This window comes from Bacillus sp. GZB, assembly GCF_001975995.1.
In the GTDB taxonomy this organism is placed as follows: Bacteria; Bacillota; Bacilli; order Bacillales; family Bacillaceae; genus Bacillus; species Bacillus velezensis.
The window spans coordinates 119,206-142,467 of sequence record NZ_MTQG01000017.1 but is presented as its reverse complement, the minus strand read 5'-3'; the positions used below and the strand labels follow the sequence as shown (position 1 = coordinate 142,467).

The 23,262-nt window shown below is 47.5% G+C and carries 24 protein-coding genes; 5 read left to right on the top strand and 19 right to left on the bottom strand.

Going from position 1 to position 23,262, the window contains the following annotated elements; genetic code table 11:
• Positions 1–94: 94 nt before the first annotated feature.
• Entirely contained in the window at positions 95–3,433 is a 3,339-nt protein-coding gene (gene dnaE / locus BXO87_RS11740; RefSeq protein ID WP_046702258.1) for a DNA polymerase III subunit alpha, read from the bottom strand.
• Positions 3,434–3,576: 143 nt separating this feature from the next.
• Here dnaE and ytrH point away from each other — a divergent pair, with 143 nt between their 5' ends.
• From ytrH to BXO87_RS11725, 3 genes are all read left to right on the top strand, one after another.
• Positions 3,577–3,918 carry a sporulation membrane protein YtrH gene (gene ytrH / locus BXO87_RS11735; RefSeq protein WP_046702257.1) on the top strand — a complete coding sequence of 114 codons (342 nt, stop codon included), beginning with the start codon at positions 3,577–3,579 and terminating at the stop codon, positions 3,916–3,918.
• The gene (gene ytrI / locus BXO87_RS11730) at positions 3,915–4,418 is read left to right on the top strand and encodes a sporulation membrane protein YtrI (RefSeq protein WP_007408062.1); all 504 of its coding nucleotides are present in this window, start codon (positions 3,915–3,917) and stop codon (positions 4,416–4,418) included. The genes ytrH and ytrI overlap by 4 nt, the downstream gene beginning before the upstream one ends.
• 105 nt (positions 4,419–4,523) lie before the next feature.
• Positions 4,524–4,715: a YtzJ family protein gene (locus tag BXO87_RS11725; RefSeq protein ID WP_007408061.1), complete on the top strand. Its 192-nt coding sequence runs from the start codon at positions 4,524–4,526 to the stop codon at positions 4,713–4,715.
• A gap of 17 nt (positions 4,716–4,732) precedes the next feature.
• On the opposite strand, the gene BXO87_RS11720 is transcribed toward BXO87_RS11725, so the two are convergent.
• Positions 4,733–5,674: a DHH family phosphoesterase gene (locus BXO87_RS11720; RefSeq protein ID WP_076851396.1), complete on the bottom strand. Its 942-nt coding sequence runs from the start codon at positions 5,672–5,674 to the stop codon at positions 4,733–4,735.
• 116 nt (positions 5,675–5,790) lie between these two features.
• On the opposite strand from BXO87_RS11720, the gene BXO87_RS11715 reads away from it, so the two are divergent.
• Positions 5,791–6,093 (top strand): YtpI family protein, encoded by a 303-nt coding sequence (locus BXO87_RS11715; RefSeq protein WP_003152434.1) that lies wholly within the window; start codon positions 5,791–5,793, stop codon positions 6,091–6,093.
• A gap of 28 nt (positions 6,094–6,121) precedes the next feature.
• Here the strand turns inward: BXO87_RS11715 and BXO87_RS11710 are convergent, their stop codons facing one another.
• The 14 genes from BXO87_RS11710 to sppA form a co-directional block, all read right to left on the bottom strand.
• A complete protein-coding gene (locus BXO87_RS11710) occupies positions 6,122–7,438 on the bottom strand; it encodes a CBS domain-containing protein (protein ID WP_003152433.1) in 1,317 nt (438 codons plus the stop codon).
• Between the two features lie 138 nt (positions 7,439–7,576).
• A complete protein-coding gene (locus BXO87_RS11705; protein WP_007408057.1) occupies positions 7,577–8,263 on the bottom strand; it encodes a metal-dependent hydrolase in 687 nt (228 codons plus the stop codon).
• Between the two features lie 60 nt (positions 8,264–8,323).
• Positions 8,324–9,091, bottom strand: a complete 768-nt coding sequence (locus BXO87_RS11700; protein ID WP_017418355.1) for an SDR family oxidoreductase — start codon at positions 9,089–9,091, stop codon at positions 8,324–8,326.
• 137 nt (positions 9,092–9,228) lie between these two features.
• Positions 9,229–9,357, bottom strand: coding sequence for a hypothetical protein (locus BXO87_RS21155; protein WP_257720510.1), 129 nt, complete (start codon positions 9,355–9,357; stop codon positions 9,229–9,231).
• Positions 9,358–9,430: 73 nt separating this feature from the next.
• Positions 9,431–10,807, bottom strand: a complete 1,377-nt coding sequence (gene argH, locus BXO87_RS11695; RefSeq protein ID WP_003152429.1) for an argininosuccinate lyase — start codon at positions 10,805–10,807, stop codon at positions 9,431–9,433.
• Positions 10,804–12,015, bottom strand: coding sequence for an argininosuccinate synthase (locus BXO87_RS11690; RefSeq protein WP_003152428.1), 1,212 nt, complete (start codon positions 12,013–12,015; stop codon positions 10,804–10,806). Before BXO87_RS11690 ends, argH begins: the two co-directional genes overlap by 4 nt.
• 151 nt (positions 12,016–12,166) lie before the next feature.
• On the bottom strand, positions 12,167–12,679 hold the full coding sequence (locus BXO87_RS11685) for a MogA/MoaB family molybdenum cofactor biosynthesis protein (protein ID WP_076851352.1): 513 nt from the start codon (positions 12,677–12,679) through the stop codon (positions 12,167–12,169).
• 99 nt (positions 12,680–12,778) lie between these two features.
• A complete protein-coding gene (locus tag BXO87_RS11680) occupies positions 12,779–13,966 on the bottom strand; it encodes an acetate kinase (RefSeq protein WP_076851351.1) in 1,188 nt (395 codons plus the stop codon).
• 311 nt (positions 13,967–14,277) lie between these two features.
• Positions 14,278–15,264: a class I SAM-dependent methyltransferase gene (locus tag BXO87_RS11675; RefSeq protein ID WP_076851350.1), complete on the bottom strand. Its 987-nt coding sequence runs from the start codon at positions 15,262–15,264 to the stop codon at positions 14,278–14,280.
• Between the two features lie 61 nt (positions 15,265–15,325).
• A complete protein-coding gene (tpx, locus tag BXO87_RS11670; RefSeq protein ID WP_007408050.1) occupies positions 15,326–15,829 on the bottom strand; it encodes a thiol peroxidase in 504 nt (167 codons plus the stop codon).
• Positions 15,830–15,944: 115 nt separating this feature from the next.
• Positions 15,945–16,385, bottom strand: coding sequence for a GerW family sporulation protein (ytfJ, locus tag BXO87_RS11665; RefSeq protein WP_003152423.1), 441 nt, complete (start codon positions 16,383–16,385; stop codon positions 15,945–15,947).
• A 12-nt stretch (positions 16,386–16,397) separates the two neighbouring features.
• Complete coding sequence (locus BXO87_RS11660) at positions 16,398–17,087, bottom strand: DUF2953 domain-containing protein (RefSeq protein WP_007408049.1); 690 nt, start codon at positions 17,085–17,087, stop codon at positions 16,398–16,400.
• A gap of 77 nt (positions 17,088–17,164) precedes the next feature.
• The gene (locus BXO87_RS11655) at positions 17,165–17,656 is read right to left on the bottom strand and encodes an RDD family protein (protein ID WP_007408048.1); all 492 of its coding nucleotides are present in this window, start codon (positions 17,654–17,656) and stop codon (positions 17,165–17,167) included.
• A 13-nt stretch (positions 17,657–17,669) separates the two neighbouring features.
• Positions 17,670–18,677 carry a signal peptide peptidase SppA gene (gene sppA / locus BXO87_RS11650; protein WP_053103928.1) on the bottom strand — a complete coding sequence of 336 codons (1,008 nt, stop codon included), beginning with the start codon at positions 18,675–18,677 and terminating at the stop codon, positions 17,670–17,672.
• A gap of 181 nt (positions 18,678–18,858) precedes the next feature.
• On the opposite strand from sppA, the gene BXO87_RS11645 reads away from it, so the two are divergent.
• Positions 18,859–19,665, top strand: a complete 807-nt coding sequence (locus BXO87_RS11645) for an NAD kinase (protein ID WP_017418362.1) — start codon at positions 18,859–18,861, stop codon at positions 19,663–19,665.
• 16 nt (positions 19,666–19,681) lie between these two features.
• Here BXO87_RS11645 and BXO87_RS11640 read toward each other — a convergent pair whose 3' ends face one another.
• The 3 genes from BXO87_RS11640 to BXO87_RS11630 all read right to left on the bottom strand — a co-directional run bounded on the left by BXO87_RS11640 (position 19,682) and on the right by BXO87_RS11630 (position 23,257).
• Positions 19,682–21,277 (bottom strand): amidohydrolase, encoded by a 1,596-nt coding sequence (locus tag BXO87_RS11640; RefSeq protein WP_053103927.1) that lies wholly within the window; start codon positions 21,275–21,277, stop codon positions 19,682–19,684.
• Between the two features lie 23 nt (positions 21,278–21,300).
• Complete coding sequence (mbcS, locus tag BXO87_RS11635; protein WP_007408044.1) at positions 21,301–22,887, bottom strand: acyl-CoA synthetase MbcS; 1,587 nt, start codon at positions 22,885–22,887, stop codon at positions 21,301–21,303.
• Positions 22,888–23,035: 148 nt separating this feature from the next.
• Positions 23,036–23,257 carry an alpha/beta-type small acid-soluble spore protein gene (locus BXO87_RS11630; RefSeq protein WP_007408043.1) on the bottom strand — a complete coding sequence of 74 codons (222 nt, stop codon included), beginning with the start codon at positions 23,255–23,257 and terminating at the stop codon, positions 23,036–23,038.
• Between the last annotated feature and the right edge of the window lie 5 nt (positions 23,258–23,262).

The following is a 23,262-nucleotide window of genomic DNA, read 5'->3' as shown; positions in this document are numbered from 1 at the left end:
GACTGGTACAATCGCTGGAGGTGAAAAATTTCAGAATCTTTAAATAAGATAGCACAATTGTTTCAATTGTATAACAAAATGATTATTGTTACCACTATTTTAACACGACGTTTTCGCGGCCCAGCAGCTCTTTTAAACGGTATAACGCCTGATGGTCCGCCTGAATATGAAAAGTATCCGGCAGCCTGATCGTCTGCTTGTCTTTTTCATAATAAAGATAAACGCCGGTTTCCCCTTTATGCTCCAGTAAAATACGCTTCATCTTTTCCAAAAACTCCTGATTGTGCCGGCTGCCTTCGATTTTGATGTAAACAGACGGCGCTCTGTCTGCCTCCGTCTGCTCAAGAAGAGAGGCGGATGACATGATGAATTGTGTCTTCTCCTGACGCTCTTCCATTTTTCCGGCGGCGAATAAAAGCGCGCCTTCTTTTAACAGCGGAGACAGCCTTCTATATTGGTCAGGAAACACGACGGCTTCCATTTCTCCCGTTTCATCACTTAATGTGAGAAACGCCATATGCTGACCTGTCTTTGTCCGAATCGTTTTGATGCCCGCGAGCAAAGCGCCGATTGACAGCTGCCCCTTCGGCATCTGCCGCGCTGCTGTGATCGCTTGCGCCCCCCTTTTTTTCAGGAGATCCCTGAAAGCAGATAAAGGATGGCTTGAGAAATAAACACCGAGAGCTTCTTTTTCGAACCGAAGCTTGTCCACGAGCGGAAATTCCTCAGCCTCTACATATTTTGGCTTAATGGAGAACGATTCTTCCAAAAACAATCCCATTTGGTCATCGTCTGCACGAAAAAGTTCAGCGTGCTCTAAAGCCACATCAACGGAGGCCAGCAAGGCGGCGCGATTTTGATTGAATTCGTCCATGGCGCCAGAAAATATAAGGGCTTCGATGGTTTTCCGATTCACACTTTTTGCGGGTACGCGAAAGCAGAAATCGAAAAGATCCTCGAACGGTTTATGTGTTCTTGCTTTATAAATATCTTTCACTGCCGAGACGCCTACGTTTTTAACGGCCCGCAAACTGTATCTGACGGCTCCGTTTTCCGGCGCAAACGGAAAACCGCTTTTGTTTATTGACGGCGGAAGGACTTGAATCCCGCTCCCCTTCGCTTCATGCAGATATTGCGATATTTTGTCCTCATTGCCGATGACGCTCGTCAACAGCCCGCACATAAAATATAACGGATAATGCGCTTTTAAATAGGCGAGCTGATAGCCGATCATGCTGTATGCGACAGCATGGCTTCTGTTGAATCCGTAGTTAGCGAATTTTACAATCAGATCGTAGACCTCGTTTGCAGTGACTACAGAATACTCCTTTTTTATGCACCCTTCAACAAAATGGCTTCGCTCTCTGTCCAGAATGTCCTTTTGCTTTTTGCTGACAGCCCGTCTGAGCAGATCCGCTTCACCTAATGAAAACCCTGCCATGCGCGAGGCGATCATCATTATCTGTTCTTGATAAACGATGACGCCGTAAGTGTCACTGAGAATATTTCTTACGTCCTCGTGCGGCACTTCCACACGCGCCCGCCCGTGCTTCCGGTCGATAAATAACGGAATATTTTCCATCGGTCCCGGCCTGTAAAGCGCGTTAACCGCGACAATGTCTTCCAGTCTTGACGGCTTCAGGCGCTTCAGCACGTTTCTCATTCCTGATGATTCCAGCTGGAAAATACCCGTCGTATCACCGTTTGACAATAGTGAGAACGTTTTTTCATCCTGATAAGAAATCTCGGAAAAATCAATTTTTGTATTCGTTTCTTTTTCAATCATCGTTTTAATGGATTCAATAAGCGTCAAGTTGCGCAAACCTAAAAAGTCCATTTTTAAAAGACCGAGATCTTCCAAGTGATCCATCGCATACTGCGTTAAATACACGCCGTCATGCCCTTCTTGAAGAGGGACAACTTCCGAAAGCGGCTCTTTACTGAGAACGACCCCGGCCGCATGTGTTGACGTGTGCCTCGGAAGACCTTCAATTTTCCTTGCGATCTGAAACACTTTATGAAGAACGGCGGATTCGGACAGCCGCCTGTTCAGCTGAGCGGACTGCCGCCTCGCCTCCTCAAGCGTCATTCCCGGTTTTGACGGAATCAGGCGGGCAAGCTGGTCGGCTTCTTTCGGGCTGATTCCGAACACTCTCCCGGTATCCCTTAACGCCGCCTTTGCGGCCAATGTCCCGAAGGTGATAATCTGGGCGACGTGCATGGTCCCGTACTTATTTTGTACATACTGAATGACCTCATCCCTTCTCGTATCAGGGAAATCGATATCAATATCCGGCATGCTGATCCGCTCGGGATTAAGAAATCTCTCAAACAGCAGAGAATGTTTAAGCGGATCCACGTCGGTAATGAAAAGAGAGTAAGCGACAAGCGAGCCTGCCGCGGACCCCCTTCCCGGGCCTGTCACAATGCCCTTTTCATGCGCGTACTTCATAAAGTCCCATACGATGAGAAAATAATCACTGAATTTCATGCGCCTGATGACGTCCAGCTCATATTCAAGCCGGCGGACAGCGCGCTCATCAGGAGTGCCGAAACGGAGGCGCAGCCCCTCATGACAGATCTCCGCCAAATAGTCATCGGCTGATTTGCCGTCCGGTGCCGGAAAAGACGGAAGCTGTGTCTGTCCGAGGCTGACATCGACCCGGCATTGCCGGGCGATACGCGCGGCTGCTTCAATCGCTTCCGGATGCCGCATGTAAAGCTCTGCCATTTCTTCAAGCGTCCTCAAGTATAAGTCCGGCAGATCCCCGCTCTGATCCTCCCACTTCTCTCCGGCTTTAATAGCGCACAGACAGCGGTACGCATCTTGATCTTCTTTCTTGATATAACGGACATCCCCCGCAGCGCAGACAGGGATTTCCGTTTCGGCTGACAGGCGGAGAATCTCTTCTGATAACGTCTCATGTCCTTTAAACGGCTGGTACCCCAAATAAAAACGGCCGTCTCCGAACAGCTCCCGGAATCCTTCGGCAGCCCGGACCGCTTCTTCAAACTTCCCGGTTTGAAGCAGGCTTTCAATGTAGCCGTTTTCACCGGGCGTAATGGCGATCAGCCCCTCACGATAGCTCTTCATCCATTTTCGCTTCATGCCGCCCTTTGCCATGGATTGCAGCGCACTTGAGATTTTCACCAGGTTCTGATAGCCGGTGTTTGTCTCTGCTAAAAGAATGAGCGGGTGTGCTTCAAGCTCCGTATCGTCCGTGTATATAGAAGCCGTCAGACCGATAATCGGCTTAATTCCGTTTGATTTGCATGCTTTATAAAACTCAATGGCGCCGTACATCACATTTTCGTCCGTCAGCGCCAATGATGAATATCCGAGTTCCTTCGCTTGTGTAACAAGCTCTTTTACAGAAGCGGCGCTGTTTAACAGGCTGTAGCCGCTATGTACTTGCAGGTGAACAAAAGACAATGCCGCCACTCCTTTCCCATACGTTCATTTTGCCTTTCTACATTATAAGACGGGTTTTCTTAAGAAACAAATGTTCTTTTTTTGACTCATCATCATACTTGTCCGTTTCGCTCAATATGATAGAAAAGTGAGGTGGTGTATATATGGATCAGGAAGCCGGATTTATGGCGAATTTCATCAGCAGTTATTTTATCGCCCTCGGTGTGTTGCTCGGCGGCGCGCTGATCGGCGGACTCGGAGCTTATTTATCAGGTGAGCCTCCGCTGACAGCGATCACAAAATTGGCGAACAGGCTGAAGATCTGGGCGCTTGTCGCGGCCATCGGGGGAACATTTGACGCGGTATACAGTTTCGAGCGGGGGCTGTTTGAAGGCAACACGCGCGACATCTTCAAACAGCTTCTTTTAATTATTTCAGCAATGGGCGGCGCGCAGACCGGCTGGCTGATTATTTCATGGCTGACCCAGGAGAATATGTCACCATGAGAATTCCCGAGTATTATAAAAAACCGGGATGGCAGCGTTTTTTTGCGGGAATGATGTGCGGAGCCATCGTCAGCTGGCTGTTCTTTCTGTTTACATACGGAACGTTTCAGGAAGAACAGGTGACGTTAATTGAAAAGCAGCGGGAGCACGCGCGGGATTTAAAAAACCAAATCTCCATCTATCAGAAGGATCTTCATAAATTAAATGAGGATAATAAGCAAAGACTTCTCATCCAAAGTGTTGATGTGAAGCTGATCAATGGGGAAAAATACAGAATCGCCCAGCCTGACAAGATGAAATTTGAGGAACAAGTGAAAGATAATATTTCTGAAGTCATCACAAAGGATATTGAAAGCGTGTATAAAACAAAGGAACTTTTAAAACGGACGATCGAAAACAAAATATACACCATAAATGAGAAGGAATTTAAAGCTGAAGTAAAGGAACTGACGATTTATACGAGATTGTCTGTCGAAATTCATATTTCTTTTGCGACGTAATTATGTCATTTTTAAAAAATTTCCATAGACCTGTCGCTTTTTTCTCCGCTTTTTTATAAACTGTAGATGAGACATTTTCAATGATTCTGAAGGGAGGAAGGGAAAATGGAGGTTTTTAGTGAACGCCGCTTGGCAAAAGATCATGCAGCCCGAATCAGACAAGGCTATTCCGCATATGCAGAAACAGACACACTCGCTTCCCTCATAAAAAAAGAACTCCAAATCTGTAATCTCCGCGTCTACGAAGACCTGACTGATTTCGGCTGCTGGTTCATCCCCGTGACAGATGAACACTAAGAAAGAGGGTCTCCCCTCTACTTGTGTTCGTTACATACCTCTTCCAGATCAGCAAGAATCTGATCGGTTTCATCCCAGCTGAAGATGGATGCGCCGGCCGCAAGCGGATGTCCGCCGCCATTGTATTTCCGGGCAATTCCGTTGATGACCGGACCTTTTGAACGGAACCGGACTCTGATTTGATCGTCTTCTTCTACGAACAACACCCAAGCGCGGATACCCGAAATATTTCCGAGTGTTCCGACAAGCTGCGACGCTTCAGAAGCGGTGGTTCCATATGTCTCCAAAATGTCTTTTTTAATGAAAACGGAAGCGACGCCGTTTTCAGACAGTGACACATTTTGATAAATAAAGCCGTTAAGCTTCACCACATTTAACTTTGTTTCATACAATTGATTGAACAGCTCTGACGATGAAAATGGGAACTCAATGAGCTCTCCCGCGTATTTTAATGTCTTTTTTGTGGTGTTCGGGAACAAGAAGCGCCCCGTATCACCGACGATACCCGCGTAGATCAGCTCAGCTGCTTTCGTATTCAGTTTCCAGCCGTGCTGCTTTCCTTCCAGGTACAGCTCATAGATCATTTCGCTTACGGAGCTTGCATTCGTATCGACCCATAACAGATCGCCATACGGATCTTCATTTGGATGGTGGTCTATTTTCATGAGCTTTGCGCCGGAATGGTAGCGCTGATCGTCGACCCTGCCTTGGTTTGCGGTGTCGCACACGATGACAAGAGCATCTTTATAGGTTTCGTCATCCACCTCATCGAGGGAATATAAAAAAGACAAGGACGGTTCAGGCTGTCCGACGGCAAAAATATTTTTTTCGGGATACGTTTCCCGCAGGATTTCCGTAAGGCCGCACTGTGAACCGTAGGCGTCCGGGTCAGGCCTCACATGTCTATGTAAGATAATGGTGTCATATAATGATATGGTTCTGATCAGTTCGGATTTCATCGTTTTCTCCTTTTCGTTTTTATTCATTTAATCATACTCTTTATCCATGGAAAAGGAAAATCTTTCAGCAACGGTATAAACGGTTTTGCAAACTCATATAATGGAGGATTTCATTTATGCTGGTTTTTGTTTTTCTCATCGGGCTTTCTGCCTGCTTTTACGTGTATTACAAAGTAAAAGGAATCCAGACGAAACGGGCGCTGGAGAAGGAATGTTTTTCGGCTAAATCAAGTATGGCATTAGGCGCGCTGGTGCTTTTGTACGGAGTAAACCAAATGATTCTGTTCCACTCCGTTCTGACCCTGGTCATCGGCGGCGTCTTCATTTTAATCGGAGCAGGCAGCGCATGGGCCGGGTATAAAGCCTATAAGCATTATGAGCCCATCCATGCAAAGGAAGCGGAGAGGGACCACGCATAATGAATGCCAAGGGACCCGGGTGCGTCCCTTAACTTCTCTCCATCAGCTGCACCATGAGCATCGCTTTTGAAACGATGCCGCTTTGGCTTGACACTTCCACTTCCATTTTCCCGAATTTCCGGCCCGCCTCTAAAATGCGCGGTTTCACTTCAATGACCGACTCCATCTGTACGGGCTTCAGGAAGAAAATCGTAATGCTTTCAATGACCAGCTCGCCGCGTTTGCGGGAGCGTAAAAATCGGCTGGCGGCCTGGGTTAAAATCGTGGTAAACACCCCGTAAGAAATCGTGCCGAGCTGATTGGTCATTTGCGGCGTGACTTCATATTGATAAACGGCCGGCGTTTTGTTATCTTCCTCTTCTTTAAATCCCCTTGAAACAATATCATCCAGCTTTTCTCCGACCTGAGGCTGCTTTTGAACCATCTGAAGCGCTTTTAAGACATCCTGGCGGCTGATCATTCCGATCAGTTTGTGATGCCCGTCTGTCACCGGAAGCACTTCAATTCCTTCCCAAACCATCATTTGAGCCGCTGAGGCGACAGATGTTTTTCCGATCACCGTGACAGGGTTTTTGGTCATTACTTTTTCAATGGGAACTGACCGGTCATGCCCCGCGATATCTTTCGGCGTGAGGATTCCGTGGATTTTCATCTGCTGATCGATAACCGGAAAGCGGCCGTGTCCGGTTTCATAGTTCTTTTCGTACCATTTCTCCAGTTTATCCTTAGGGAACAGCGTCACTGTCCGATCTGCGGGCGTCAAAATATCTTCCACGAGCACAATCTCTTTTTTTATGAGCTGATCATAGATCGCCCGGTTGATCATCGCGGCGACCGTAAAGGTATCGTAGCTCGTGGAGAGAATCGGAAGCTCAAGCATATCGGCCAGCTCGATAATGCTGTCATCGGTATTAAACCCTCCTGTTACCAAAACGGCCGCGCCCGCTTCAAGCGCCTGGCGGTGGGCGTTGATTCGGTTCCCGACGATTAACAGGTTCCCCGCCGCCGTATAACGCATCATCGCGTCAAGCTCCATCGCCCCGATCACAAACTTATTCAACGTTTTATGCAGACCGGCTTTTCCGCCGAGCACCTGGCCGTCGATCACATTGACGACCTCGGCGTATGTCAGCTTTTCAATATTTTCTTTTTTCTTCTGTTCAATCCGGATGGTCCCCACACGTTCAATAGTGGAAACGAATCCTTTGTTTTCGGCTTCCTTAATGGCTCTGTAAGCCGTTCCTTCACTGACTTTCATTTCTTTCGCAATTCTTCTGACCGAAATTTTTTCACCGACAGGAAGCGAATCTATGTATGATAGGATTTGTTCATGCTTTGTTGCCAAGCGTTTCACCTCTAAGGACAGTCTTCTGCTTTTATTATAAGGGTACGGGGGATTCATTCGCAATGAGACGCCCGAAAAAAGGCGGCATCACAAAAAGACCTTCTGAATGCTTGATTCAGAAGGTCTTTGACACATATGTCAGGCAAGCTCAATGGTCTCGCCGACCGCCATGACTTTGCCGACGCCTCCGGGCAGACTTTCGGCGAAAGCGTCAGGGTCCTGTTCAATGACGGGAAATGTATTGTAATGAACGGGAACGACCTGTTTCGCTCTCAGCCACTCAGCCGCGAGTTTCGCATCCTCAGGCCCCATGGTGAAGTTATCACCGATCGGCAGAAACGCCAGGTCAATGTGATTCAGTTCCCCGATCAGTTTCATATCTGAGAACAGCGCCGTGTCCCCGGCGTGGAAAATCGTTTTGCCGTCAATCGTCAATAAAATCCCGGCCGGCATCCCCGTGTACGTAATGGTTTTGTTTTCTTCATCAGTGACCGCCGATCCGTGGAATGCCTGTGTCAGTTTCACTTTGCCGAAATCAAATTGGCGCGCCCCGCCGATATGCATCGGGTGGACCTTTAAACCTTTAAAGCCGAGATAAACGGCCAGCTCGTTCGGCGCAATGACGAGCGCATCGTTTTGTTTGGCGATCTGCTCTGTATCTCCGACATGGTCATTGTGTCCGTGAGTAAGCAGGATGACATCCGCTTTCACTTCTTCCGGTTTCAAATTTGTCAGACTGTTTCCGGTCAGAAACGGATCAAAAATAATGTTATGGGTTTTCGTTTCCACTTGAATGACAGAATGTCCGTGATAAGTCACTTTCATTGTTTTCACCTCATAAAAAATTAATATTTATCAAGTTCCCTTTTTGACAAACGAAAAAACTTACAGGGATTGATGCCTGTTAATCACATTCAGCCCGCCTGTTGCTTCAATGACCGTTCCGGTTACAAGATCGGAATCTTCTTCACATAAAAAGGCGATGATTCTCGCAATATCCTCTCCGGTTCCGGACCTGCCGATCGGCGTCTTTTCTTTGCCGATTTTCCGTCTTGCTTCCTCTATAGACGCTTCTTTCATATCTCCTACAATATCACCCGGACAGACCATATTGGCCGTAATGCCTGATTCAGCTTCTTCAATCGCAATGGTTTTCGTTAACGAAGCCAATCCGACTTTAGCCGCTCCGAAAGCGGAACGGTGAAGCCAGCCGGGGGCATGGTCCGCTCCTTGAAAACCGTATGTAATAATCCGGCCGAACCGCTGCTGTCTCATGACCGGGATAACCGCTTTAAACAGATGGAAAACGGCGCTTAAATTCCCTTCAAGCATGTCATACCATTCGTCATCGGAATAATCGGCAAGCTTTTTGCGCTCAAATATGTACGGCCCGGCATTGTTAATCAGTATGTCAATCCTTCCAAACCGCTGAAGGGCTGCATCGGCGATCCGCATGAGATCTTCTTTCCGGGTTACATCGCCCTTAACGAATTGCAATCTGTCATGGCACCCGGGATAATCCGCCTTCAGACAGGCGACCGCTTCTTCGTCTTGTCTGTAATTCACTGTGACAGAAAAGCCTTTTTCCAGAAGCATTTCAGTCACTTTTCGGCCCAATCCCTTTGTACCGGCAGTGATTAGAGCATGTCGCACATTGAATACCCTCCCCAGGCAACGTTGCCGCTTCAATAAAATCAAGACGTTTCTCCCTCTACTTTACTATAAACAAACGGCAATATCACTTTTTTGCACTTCGACCGCACGAAAAAAAAGCCGTCTTTACAGACAGCTTAATTTTCTGAAGGAGCAGAAGCTTCCTCCATGCCGACATAACCGCTTTCGTATGCCTCTGAGATGAGCCTGGCCGTTTCTTCACTTTCTCTTTCATCATAGATGTAACGGTCTTGTTCTTTGCGCATTCCTTCTACCTCCCATCTTTATAGATGTAGGGTGTCTGATATGACGGGAAAATATGAAGGAAATTTCAGCAAATTAAATGCCGGCGCAGGCTTTTGCTTTTACGAGCGCCTGTTCTACCTGCTGAAAACCCGTTCCGCCGGCGCTCATTCTTTTTTCAACCGCATGATGCGGATCGAGCACGGTATAGATATCTTCTTCAAAGAGACTGCTGGCTTGAAGGAATTCTTCAAATGCCATGTCACTTAAATAGATTCCTTTTTCAATACAGCTGTACACAAGCTTGCCGACCACTTCATGCGCTTCTCTGAACGGCATGCCTTTTTTAGCTAAATAATCGGCAAGTTCCGTCGCATTTGAAAAATCTTGTTTTGTCGCTTGTTTCATGATGTCTTTGTTTACTTTCATCGTTTCAATCATGCCCGTGAAAATCTGAAGGCTTCCTTCTACGGTTTTCACCGTGTCAAACATGCCCTCTTTATCTTCCTGCAGGTCTTTGTTGTAAGCGAGCGGGAGCCCTTTCATAATCGTGAAAAGCCCCATCATATCACCGTATACGCGTCCGGTTTTACCGCGGATCAGCTCCGCCATGTCGGGGTTTTTCTTCTGCGGCATCATGCTGCTTCCCGTCGCGTACGTATCATCCAGTTCAATGAATCTGAATTCCTGCGAGCACCATAGAATGATTTCTTCTGATAAACGTGAAAGGTGCATCATCAGCATGCTGCTGCCGCTTAAAAACTCGAGAATAAAATCTCTGTCACTGACTCCGTCAAGACTGTTCTCATAAATGGAGTCAAAACCGAGCAGCTCCGCCGAATAGTTACGGTCTATCGGAAACGTAGTTCCGGCAAGCGCCCCGCATCCGAGCGGCGATATGTTAATCCGCTTCATAGCATCCCGAAAACGCTCTTTATCCCGTTCAAGCATCCAAAAATAAGCAAGAAGATGGTGGGCGAAAGAAATCGGCTGGGCCCGCTGCAAATGGGTGTACCCCGGCAGAATGGTCTCGACATTGGCCTCCGCTTTTTCGATCAGCGCTTTTTGGAACTGTTCAATCAGCACGATGATATGAGAGACATGATCTTTCAAATATAGATGCATGTCAGTCGCCACCTGGTCGTTCCGGCTTCTTCCGGTATGGAGTTTGCCGCCTAGCGGTCCGATTTCTTCAATCAGCATTTTTTCAATATTCAAATGGATATCTTCATAATCAACAGAGAATTCAAGCGTTCCTTCCTCTGCTTTTTGCAGGAGGGTCTGAAGCCCTTGACGGATGGCACCTTCTTCTTCTTCCGTCAGAATGCCGCATTTTTTCAGCATTGCCGCATGAGCGAGAGACCCTGTAATATCCTCTTTGACTAAGTTTTGGTCGAATGTGATGGATGCGCCGAACTCATCGACCCACTTTTCCGGTGTTTTTTGAAAACGGCCTCCCCAAAGCTTCTTCATGCTTCAATCTGCTCCTTCTTTTTCACAATGCTGTTTACTTTTGTCGGCAGTCCCCAAAGCTCGATAAAGCCGATTGCCGCATGATGGTCAAACGCATCGTCTTTTGTATATGTCGCAAGTTTTTCATCGTAGAGTGAATATTCCGACTTACGTCCTTCTACAATGGCATGGCCTTTAAACAGCTTGACTCGCACAACGCCGGTGACGTGCTTTTGGGTTTCTTTCAGGAATGCAAGCAGCGCGTCTTTTAACGGCGAGAACCATAAACCGTTATAGATGATTTCAGACAGTTTTTGTTCAATTGCCGGTTTGAAATGGGCCACTTCTTTCACTAAAGTCAGATCCTCAAGCTCTTTGTGAGCCGTAATCAAAGTCATGGCGCCCGGGCACTCATAAACTTCACGGGACTTAATGCCGACCAGGCGGTTTTCCACATGGTCAATCCGGCCGATGCCGTGTTTTCCGGCAGTCTCGTTCAGCTTGAGAATTAAATCAGCGAGCGGGTAGGTTACGCCGTCGATTGAAACCGGAACACCGGCTTCAAATGCGATTTCGATGATTTCCGGAACATCCGGCGTGTTTTCAAGAGATGCTGTCAGGTCATATGCCCCTTCAGGCGGCGCCGCCCACGGATCTTCTAATATACCGCATTCATTGGCGCGTCCCCATAGGTTCTGGTCGATGGAATACGGGCTGTCAAGATTGATCGGAATCGGTATGCCGCGGCTTGCAGCGTATTCAATTTCTTCTTCACGCGACCATTGCCACTCACGGACCGGAGCAATGACCTCCAGATCAGGATTTAATGATTTAATGGATACTTCGAAACGAACCTGATCGTTGCCTTTTCCCGTGCAGCCGTGCGCTACGGCCACCGCGTTTTCCTTTTCCGCCACTTCAACGAGTTTTTTCGCGATTAACGGACGGGATAGTGCAGATACGAGCGGATACTTGCCTTCATACATTGTATGGGCCTGCATAGAAATGAGCGCGTACTCCCGGGCGAATTCTTCTTTCGCATCAATCACATACGAATTTACGGCGCCAACTTCCAGCGCTTTTTGCTGAACGAATGCCAAATCCTTTCCTTCCCCAACATCTAAGCAGCAGGCAACAACATCGTATCCCTGTTCTTGCAGCCATTTTATCGCTACAGAAGTATCAAGACCTCCTGAGTATGCCAATACAACCTTTTTTTGTTCTGCCATGTTAAAAGCTCCCTTTGTATAAAAATTAGTTTTAATTAATAAAAATGCATTTTGTATGTATACACTGTAACAAGTAAATTCTGTTTTTTCAAGCCTTTTATAAAAAAAACCCCACCCAATTTTTTGAGCGGAGCAAAGCCTTTTTATACATTTATAAATCTTTTCGGATTTCCCGGAGCACATGAGGCAGTTCAGGAATAATCAGTTTACTCATTGCAAGCTTTACGGCGCCTGAGGAGCCGGGCGTGCAGAAGACTGCGGTATTTCGGATCACACCCGCTGCCGCTCTGGACAAAATGGCGGCGGAACCGATGTCCTCCGTATAGCTCAGCATGCGGAACAGCTCGCCGAATCCCGGGAGTTCTTTTGAAAACAGCGGCGTGACCGCTTCAATTGTGACATCCCTTTCGGCAATGCCCGTCCCTCCGTTTAACAGCACCGCATCTGTATATTCATCCATACAGCCGGATAAAACGGCTTTCTGCAATTCATCTTTTTCATCTTTTACAATGTCATAACCGACCGTTTCAAATCCCGCTTCTCTGATGAAATCCATCATGACGCGCCCGCTTTTGTCGGTTTCTTTCGTTCTCGTGTCGCTGACTGTAATCACCTTGCAGCGCACGGCTGACGGGGCTTCTTGTTTATGTTCATGCACACTCATTGCTTCACCTCATCGTTTATGTATTAAACATATCGTAACGTTTGACTCTGGGGCATTCAATAAAAAAGCACACCCTAAAGGATGTGCTTTTTTCGATCATTACTGTGCAAGGCGGACAACGTCGCGTGCGATCATGACCTCTTCATCAGTCGGAATGATGATGACTTTGACAGGAGAGTGAGGGTAGCTGATAAACGCTTCCTCGCCGCGCACGTTGTTCAGCGCAGGATCCCAATATACACCCATGAATTCTAAGCCGCGAAGCACGCGTTCTCTGACTTCAACGCTGTTTTCACCGATACCCGCAGTGAAAATAATCGCGTCAACGCCGCTCATTCTCGCAGCGTAAGAACCGATGTATTTATGGATTCTGCTTGCAAACACTTCAAGAGCCGTTTCCGCTCTTTCGTTTCCTTCTTTTGAAGCTTCTACGATATCGCGAAGGTCGCTGGAGAAACCGGATATGCCAAGCAGTCCGCTCTTTTTATTTAACGTATTCAATACTTCATCTGCCGTCTGATCCGTTTTTTCCATAATGTACGGGATCAATGCAGGGTCGATGTTTCCTGAACGTGTTCCCATCGCAACACCCGCAAGCGGTGTGAAGCCCATTGACGTATCAATGGATTTTCCGCCTTCTACGGCCGCGATACTTGCGCCGTTGCCGAGGTGGCAGGAAATCAGACGCAAATCTTCAATCGGACGGCCGAGAAGCTCAGCTGCGCGCTGTGTCACGTATTTATGAGAAGTGCCGTGGAAACCGTATTTGCGGATGCCGTATTTCTCGTAGTATTCGTACGGAAGGCTGTACAGGTAAGATTGCTCAGGCATCGTTTGGTGGAACGCCGTATCAAACACTGCAACCGCAGGCACATCCGGAAGCACTTCTTTAAAGGCTTTAATGCCGACGATGTTAGCCGGATTATGAAGCGGCGCAAGTTCTGAAATCTCTTCAATCTCACGGATTGTTTCATCCGTAAGCAAAACAGAATCGCTGAATTTTTCTCCGCCGTGAACCACACGGTGGCCGATTCCGTCAATTTCATTTAAATCCTTTATAATACCGAATTCAGTCAGCTTGTGAAGCAGCATCTTCACCGCAACCGCATGATCCGGAATATCTGTCACTTCTGTATTTTTTTCGCCGTTAACAGAGATAGTGAAAACGCTGTCGGCGATACCGATCCGTTCTACTAAACCTTTTGTTAGCACCTTTTCTGAAGGCATTTCGAATAACTGAAATTTTAAAGATGAGCTTCCTGCGTTAATTGCAATAATTTTAGACATAAATGACGCTCCTATCAAAATTCTTCTTCGTTTGTTCGTTCTTTTTTCCCAGACCATAACTGCGGTCCAAAAAATATCTGACTTTTCCATTTAAACATTGTCAACCCAGCATTTCAAGTCAACATCCACATTGGTACCGCTTACAACATGAAGTCGATATTTTCTGATAAATCTCATTTGTGCCAAATGGACGGCACGGCCTTACGGAATGTTATTTTCTTTCCTTAATTTGTGTTTTCGCCCTGATTTCCATTCATTTTAAAAAGCGAAAAGCAGCGCGGGATTTTGCGTCTCACACTGCTTTTTCGCCATTATTTTTCTTTTTGAATCCACTGATCCAATTTTGCCATCATCTCCCGCATCGCCTGCTGGTTCGCAAAAGAAGGAAGATTCGCCAAAAGCGCTTGTTTCGGCGGCTTTGTGTCTTCGCCTTTTTTCTGCAAGATTAAAATGCTCTTTGCCTGCGCTTCGTCTTTAAACATCGTAGCCGGCAGCTGGAGAAGGGCGTTGATATACACTTTTTCCGCAAAAAACCGCTTCAGTTTATCGCTTTGCGCGCTGTCAAACAGATGGTTCGGAATCATAAAAAATAAGTATCCGCCCGGTTTTGTATGTTTGACGCTCTGCTCAATAAATAAGTGGTGAGCAAATGAGTGGCCTTCATCTGCTTTCAGCTCAAACGCTTGAGCGCCTTCGTCATTCGGATAGTAGCCGACCGGCAAATCGCAGATAACCGCATCGGCCGGTTCGATAAATAACGGCTGAAGACTGTCCTGGCAGAACAGCTCCATTTCTTTTTCCTGCAGATTCGCCTGCGCATATGCGATCTTCAGAAGGACATCGTCGATTTCAATGCCGAAGCTTTTTCCCGCTTTGTCAGAAAGCTGGTTTGCCGCGGTCAGCAGAAGATTTCCGGTGCCGCAGGCGGGGTCCAGCAACGTCAGGCCTTTTCGGCCGCCCGTAAATTTATTCACGAGGTAACTGATGAAAAGGCCGATCGTATCAGGCGTCATCTGTCTGTTCGGATGGGACTTATCTTTCAGTCCTTTTAAAATGGCGAGCTGGAACGCCTTGCGGATCCATTCATGCTCCCATTTTCTGAAGTCTGCTTTCGCAAGCAGGCTTTTAAGCTGTTCGGTTTGTTTTTCCTGAAGCGGAAGCTGGTCCGTTGTTTCAAGAAAATACATTTCTCCCGCTTCCGCAAGCCCCTCAATATAAGAAATCTGAAGGCCTTCTGCTATCACTTGGGCGGCTTCATCTAAAAGTTCATAAATCTGACCGACATGGTCGTGTTGCATGCTGTTTCCTCCTTGCCATGAAAAGAGCTCCGCGGCAGCACCCGGAGCTCTTTTTCTCTCTTTACTTGATTAACGCTTTTGCAGCTTCGATAGGCTTTTCATAATTCGGGTGGTTTGTCGCTTCACTTACGTATTCCGCGTAAACGACTTTTCCGTCCTGATCAAGGACGAATACGGAACGTGCCAAAAGACGAAGTTCTTTGATATAAACACCGAATGCTTCACCAAATGACATCTCTTTATGATCCGATAATGTTTCAACTTTATCAATTCCGTTCGCTCCGCACCAGCGCGCTTGTGCAAACGGAAGGTCGGCGCTGATTGTATAAACGTTCACATCACCGAGTTTTGCGGCTTCTTCGTTGAAGCGGCGTGTCTGCGCGTCACATACGCCTGTGTCAATGGAAGGAATAACGGATATGATCGTTACTTTCCCTTTCATATCTGCTAATGTCTTCTCTTCTAATCCGTTTGTCAGAACCGTGAAGTCAGGAGCTTGGTCCCCCGGTTTCACTTCTTGTCCGATCAGCGTCACGGCTCCGCCTTTAAATGTAATTTCAGCCATTCTGATTCCTCCCTTTATCTATGTATAGCTCTATCATAGTCGAGTTTTATGCAAACTGCAAAGGTTATGCCGCATCGTAAAAAAAGCTAACTGCGGGCGGCAGTTAACTTTTCTGTTATAAATCGATATCCGTTCTTTTTTGGTTCCGGCCTTTTTCATTCTTTTTAAACATATGCTGGATGCGTTCAATCGTTTGAGGCGCGGAGTCTAACAGTTTATCAATCAGATGGGTGTTTTCGTCTAAATGAAGCATGCGCACGCCGTTTGTTCCGACAATCAGAAACGCAATCGGCGTAATGGATACTCCGCCGCCGCTTCCGCCGCCGAACGGGAGCTTCTGCTCTTTTCTTTCATCATCATCGGTTCTTTTTTCAGCCGGCTTTCCTCCAAACTCGCTTCCGCCCGCCGCAAATCCGAAGCCGACCTTTGAAACCGTTAAGATTACGCTGCCGTCAGGCGTTTCAACAGGATCGCCGATGATTGTATTCACGTCAATCATTTCTTTTAAATTTTCCATAGCGGTTTTCATTAAACCTTGAATGGGATGGTCTGCCATATGCGCTCCTCCTTAAACTGATGAATCATTCTTTGAAGCAACCGGAACCGGCTGTTTCTTTCGTATGATAGAAAGTCCGTTCCGCCCGTATTTGAGCAATTTGAAAGCTGCACCTATAAGATGTCCAAAACGAAAAAAGAATATACACTGCAAATGCGTCTTGGATGCAGGCACTTGAAAAGACGGAATGACTTCGCACACCGGTTTATGTATGAAACGCAGATGATCATACAGCATCGCCGTAAGTCCTCCCTTTACGGCCCACAATCCGCCGGCGGCGATTCCAGTAACGGCGGCGTCCTTTATTCCGATAACCGTCACCCATTCGAACTTCGTAACACGGACTCCCGCAAGAAATGAAGCGGCGATTTGGCGCATCTGAAAGACTTGGTGCAGAATCATTTCTATTCTGTGAATGCTCTGTTTGACATCTTCATATGTGATTTTTTTCTTCTCTTTTTTCTGACCTTTCATTTCTGATTTTGTGTCCTGTTTGACATCAATTGACGCGTCTTCGCTGTTTACTTTAATGACGGGCAGCGTTTTTTTAATACGGATCAGCCCGTATAAGGCCGAGATTTTAAACGTCAGTTTGTCGTTATCTTTATCGTGAAGATATTCGAAAGTCAGGTGGATTTTCATCCTCATGAGCAGCCAGGCCAAAATGAGAATGAGAATAACAGCTGCTGCGGCATATCCCATAAGCTTCACTTCCTTAGCAGCATTATCGCCAAAACCAAAAAAAATAAACCCGGACGTTTATTCCGGGTTTACTGCTTTTATTTGCGGTACAGCGCTTCGTGAATCACCGTTGTGTCGGCGATCAGATCATGAATGCCCTGCTTTTTGGGCGTAAACGCAATGACGATATAGAGAATCCAGATTTTATCGATATAACGCCCCACCGCTTCTCTGAAAATGACGGTGCTCCAAGTCAGCGGCTTTCCGGGCGTCAAAGAAGTGACCTTTAACCCGAAGACCATCTTGCCGAGTGTCTGATGAAACCATTTCGTCATGAACACAAAATAGGCGAGGTAGACGATCAGGGTTGTGACGGAATAAGCTGAGATTGTAAACATTCCGCTTGTTGCCGGGAGCTTCATCAGCGTGAAAATCGGTGAAACGATGAGATGGTTAAGTCCCCAGACCACCAGCCAATCAAGAAGAAACGCCCAAAACCTGATCCAAAAGCCCGCATATGCCTGCTCGGGCGCCCTCTGTTGTTCGGCTTCCTCTTCTTTGCCGTGAAAGCCTTCGTAAGTCGCGTCCATTCTTTCTTCCCCCCTACTTTGCATAGAGATACATCATCCGCGGCGAACCGGATTGCGAAATGAGTTCTTTCATATTCAGAAAATCAATTTCGCTTTTAAACATTTTCGCTGCGCTCATGGAAAAGAGCGAGCCTAATCCGAATCCTTCCTCGTATGTGATGACTGAAGCGTTTTTCATATTTTTATGGTCCTTTTTCATCGCGCTGATCGTATCGTCGTAAAAACCGAGCTCATCAACGAGGCCGTTTTTTTTCGCTTGTCTGCCGTCGTAAACACGGCCGTCGGCAATTTTTTTCACATCCGCTTTTGACATGTGCCGGCCTTTTGAAATGACATTGACAAATCCTTCATAAGAATCGTTGACCATTGTCTGCATGATCTTTCTTTCTTCCTTCGTCATGTCGCGGGTCGGGGACATGATGTCTTTATGCGCGCCGCTTTTAATGGTTTCAAACTTGATGCCGAGTTCATCGGCGAGCTTGGAATAATTGACGCTTTCCATGATGACGCCCAGTGAACCCGTGAGCGTTTCCGGTGAAGCATAGATTTTATCGGCGGCCGTTGAAATATAGTAGCCTCCCGATGCCGCCATGGAGCCCATGGATACATAAATCGGTTTCTTGGTTTCTTTCTTTAGTTCTTCCAGTTTTTTATGTATTTCCGCGCTTTCGTACACGCCTCCGCCAGGGGAATTGATTTTCAGCACAATTCCTTTGACGCTTTTGTCTTCTTTCGCACGCTCAACCTGTTTTAAAAATGATCTGTGATCATACCCGCCTGAGCTGAGCAGGCCAGCGGACCCGCCGTTATCCTCAATCGTGCCGTCCACTTCAAGCACGGCGATTTTACTGCCGGGGCTGCCCTTATCCAGCGTCACTTCCTCTGTGTCATCTGTCAGTGATGCAAAGTCAGACCCTGTATCCCCGATATTCTTCAGCACCCCGACGGTCACACTTGCAATGACTGATACGCCGAAAATGCCGAGCGCGATGACGAGCGCAATCCATCTTTTTGCATTCATTTGTTCTCCTCCTTTTCTGTCAATATTCGTACGTTCCCCCGTAAAAAAAGATTCATTTTTTTCATGAAGCGCTTTCCCTTAACGGATAAACAGGAAACATGTTACACTATTGCCACAGGTATTTTAACACAATACCTGCTGGGAGAAAAACGTAAATATGACAGCAAAGGGGAATGGGGATATGACCGATCTTCGCCGCAATGTTTATTTTTTTCACAAACAAAACAACGAAACAAAAGAACAAGTCAGCTCTTTGAAGCAGCTTGCTGAATCGCACGGTTTTACAGTTGCGGCTCAACCGGAGGATGCCGGAATTATCGCCAGCATCGGCAGCGACGGCTCATTTCTGCAAGCCGTCAGAAAAACCGGATTCCGTGATGACTGCCTGTATGTCGGCATCGCTAAAAAAGGGAAAGCCCATTTGTACTGTGATTTTCACAGCGATGAACCTGAAAAAATGGCGGCCAGCATGACCGCGGAACAGCTTGAGGTCAGAAAATACCCGCTCATTCACGTAACGGTAGACGGCAGCAATCATTTTCACTGTTTAAACGAGGTTTCCATCCGTTCAAGCATTATTAAAACGTTTGTGATGGATGTGTTAATTGATGACCTTCATTTTGAGACGTTCAGAGGAGACGGGATGATCATTTCCACCCCGACGGGCAGCACTGCCTACAATAAATCTGTTTCAGGCGCCGTTGTTGATCCTTTGATTTCCTGCATGCAGGTATCCGAACTGGCGTCGTTGAACAACAACACATACCGTACACTCGGATCTCCGTTTATTTTAAGCTCAGACCGGAAGCTGACACTGCAGGTGGTGCAAGACGGCAATGAGCATCCGATTATCGGGCTTGATAATGAAGCGCTCAGCACGCGGAATGTCAAAAAGGTTGAGATTAGACTATCCGATAAAAAAATCAAAACGGTGAAACTGAAAGACAACTCTTTCTGGGAAAAAGTAAAACGATCATTTTTATCATAAAAAAAGAGGACGGGCATCACTGCCTGTCCTCTTTTTCATATACGATACGGCCGCCGACGACGGTTTTGACAGCTTCCAATTCATGAAGCTTTTTCGGGTCCGTCCTGAACGGATCACCGCTGAGTACGGTAAAGTCGGCATCATAGCCGGGGGCGATCCGTCCGCGGCTATGTTCTTTATGGATGATGGCCGCGCTTCCCTCCGTGTAAAGCTGAATGGCTTCGTACACGGTCAGACACTCTTTTTCATAATAGGCCGGACCTTCCGGGTGCTGCTTGCTCGTACGGAGCACAGCCGATTGAATGCCCAGAAGCGGATCGGCCGGCTCAATCGGGGCATCTGAACCTCCGGCGCACAGCAGCCCTTTTGACAGCAGTGTTTTCCAGGCGAAAGCCGTTTTCATCCGCTCTTCTCCGAGCCTGTCAATCACCCACGGAAAATCACTGGCCACAAAATGCGGCTGAAGATCAAGTCCGATCGGCAGCCGGGCGGCTCTTTCAATCAATCCGTCATCTAATACTTGCGCATGAATGAGCCTATCTAGCTGTCCGGGCTTTGCCGGGTATCTTTCGATAACATCCAGCACCTTTTCAAATGCAAGGTCGCCAATCGCGTGCACGGCGATCTCCAACCCTTTCTCTCTCGCTTTATAAACAAGAGCGGCAAGGATTTCGTCATCATGCACCTGAACGCCGGAAACTGACGGATCATCATGATAAGGCTTTTTCAATAGAGCGGTTCTGCCTCCGAGCGCGCCGTCAGCAAAAATTTTCATCGCTCCGTATTCCAGATAAGGTCCGGTCGATTTATCCAGAGCGCTCCAGCTGTCGACGGCTTCGTGATGTACGAGCAGATGGGCGCGAAAAGGATAAAGGCCGCTGCCGGTTAATGACTCGTACGCGGCAACGGGAACGGACGCGTCTCCGTAGTATGCCAGATCTTCTGAATGCCCGCCTGTCAGGCCTTTTGACCAGCAGTCCGTAATCGCCGTTTGAAGCGCGCGTTTGACATAGTGAAGTGAGACGGGCGGCAGGGCCTGTGTCACAAGCTCTTGGGCTTTATCCAGCAGGAGGCCTGTCGTACCGGTGCCGTCCCGGACGATAATCCCGCCGTTTGGATCAGGTGTTTCGTTTGTAATTCCCGCCGCGCGCAATGCGGCCGAATTAACCGCCGCGGCGTGCCGGCATACCCGCTTCAGCAGGACAGGGCGGTCGGGAAAGAGCGGGTCTAGGTCATGCTTCGTGACGTAATCCGGCTGTTCAAACAGATTTTCATCCCAGCCTTCGCCGATCAGCCATTCGCCATCTTCCAATTCACGCTCTGCTTCTTTTGCGGCCCGCAGTATCGCTTCTTTTGACGTCAGCTGCGACAAATCGAGGCGAAGCTGTTTTTCCCCGTGTCCGATTAAATGCATATGACTGTCCGTAAACCCCGGGAACATGACAGCCCCATGTAAATCGATTTCCTCCGTATCAGGCGAACCGTATGTTCCTTGGAGCTCCCGGAAGCTGCCCGTCTGCCTGACGACGCCTTCTTCGGTATAAACGGCTTCAGTGACATGATTCTTGTCCAGCATTGTATAGATGGTGCCGCCGTGCCAAATCGCTTTCATCCCCGCTCACCCTTTATCCTGTATTATGCTTTTTTATCAGCCTTCAGCCGTTCTTCACGCTGTCTCAGCTCCACACGTCTGATTTTTGCGGACGCCGTTTTCGGCAAGCTTTCGACAAATTCAATTTCTCTCGGATATTTGTAAGGCGCCGTAATCGTTTTTACGTGGTTTTGCAGTTCTTTGACAAGTTCATCACTGCGCTTTTCATCGTCTTGTAAAACGACATAGGCTTTTACGATTGAACCTCTGATTTCATCCGGGCTCGCCACGACGGCACATTCTTTCACTTCCGGATGCTTCACGAGCGCGTCCTCTACTTCAAAAGGCCCGATTGTATATCCGGAGCTGACGATGATGTCATCATTGCGGCTCTCAAACCAAAAGTAGCCGTCCTCGTCTTTTTTCGCGCGGTCTCCTGTAAGAAAGTAATCTCCGCGAATCTGCTTTTTCGTTCTTTCGGGATCTTTATAATATTCCTTGAATAAGGCCGGTGTGCTCAGATGCACGGCGATATCGCCCGTTTCGCCTGTTTCGCATATTTCGCCTTTATCGTTTATAATCTCCACTTGATTTCCAGGGGTCGGTTTGCCCATGCTTCCCGGCTTAATATCCATATCCTTCAGGACGCCGACTAACAGGGTGCTCTCCGTTTGGCCGTATCCGTCTCTCACTTTAATGCCGAAATGCTTCCGGAATACGTCAATGACTTCCCGGTTTAATGGCTCACCCGCAGAAACTGCGCTGTGAAGGGCAGAAAGATCATATTTGTCCAACTCCTCCACTTTTGCCATCAGGCGGTATTCCGTCGGGGTACAGCAGAAGACATTTACTTGATGGCGCTCCAGCAGCTCTAAATACGTCTTGGCGCTGAATCTGCCGTGATAAATGACTCCTGTCGCGCCGCTTCCCAGAATTGCGAGCAGCGGGCTCCACACCCATTTCTGCCAGCCGGGCGCCGCGGTGGCCCACACTGTATCGTCTTCAGAAATATCCAGCCATGCACCGGCTGATGTTTTTAAATGGGCAAAGGCCCAGCCGTGTGTATGTACAACGCCTTTAGGCTGGCCGGTCGTGCCTGAAGTATAGGACAAAAACGCCATGTCTTCTCTTGTTGTATCAGCTGTTTGAAAACTGTCTCCATCCGCTTCAATCGTTAGGAGGTTTTTCCAGCCGGCATCATTTTCACCGATTGACAATGTCACCAGCTGTTCGGTATTCACCTCGTCAAACGCGTTTATAAATGAAGGATAAACGATAGCGCCTTTCACTTCGGCGTGTTTGATCCGGTATTCAAGGTCTTTGGCGCGCAGCATTTCCGAGCAAGGAATGACGACCATCCCCGCTTTTAAGATCGCTAAATAAACGGCATACGCTTCAAGCACTCTCGGAACCATGACAATCAGCTTATCGCCTTTTTCAAATCCGAGACCTTTCAGGCGGGCTCCGATTTTATTCGTTTCTTCCATCAATTTTTCATACGTCCAGACTTTCTTGCCGCCTGTTTGATCTTCCCAAATAAGCGCGTTCTTCTCTTTGGAACGGCTGAACTTTTCGATTTCATTTACAAGGTTATAGTTCTTTGGGGCGATTAAATCTTCTCGTTTTAACACGAACAACTCCTCACTTTCTTTCCCCATTATACATAAACATAGGCCATTACAATAAAAATATGCATAAATTGCTTCCCGCCTTCTATCTATACTCATGAAAAAAGAGCGGGGAATTCCCCGCTCTCTTAGCCATTATGTGAAGTTGTGATTAAAACTGCTGCTGGCTGCTTCCGCCCATGCTTTGCTGAGCAAAAGAGACAAGACGTTTTGTGATTTCTCCACCGACAGAACCGTTAGCGCGAGAAGTTGTTTCCGGTCCAAGGTTTACACCGAATTCAGAAGCGATTTCATACTTCATTTGGTCGATAGCTTGAGCAGCGCCTGGCACTAAAAGCTGGTTGCTGTTTCCGCTGTTTGATTGTTGTGACATGTGTA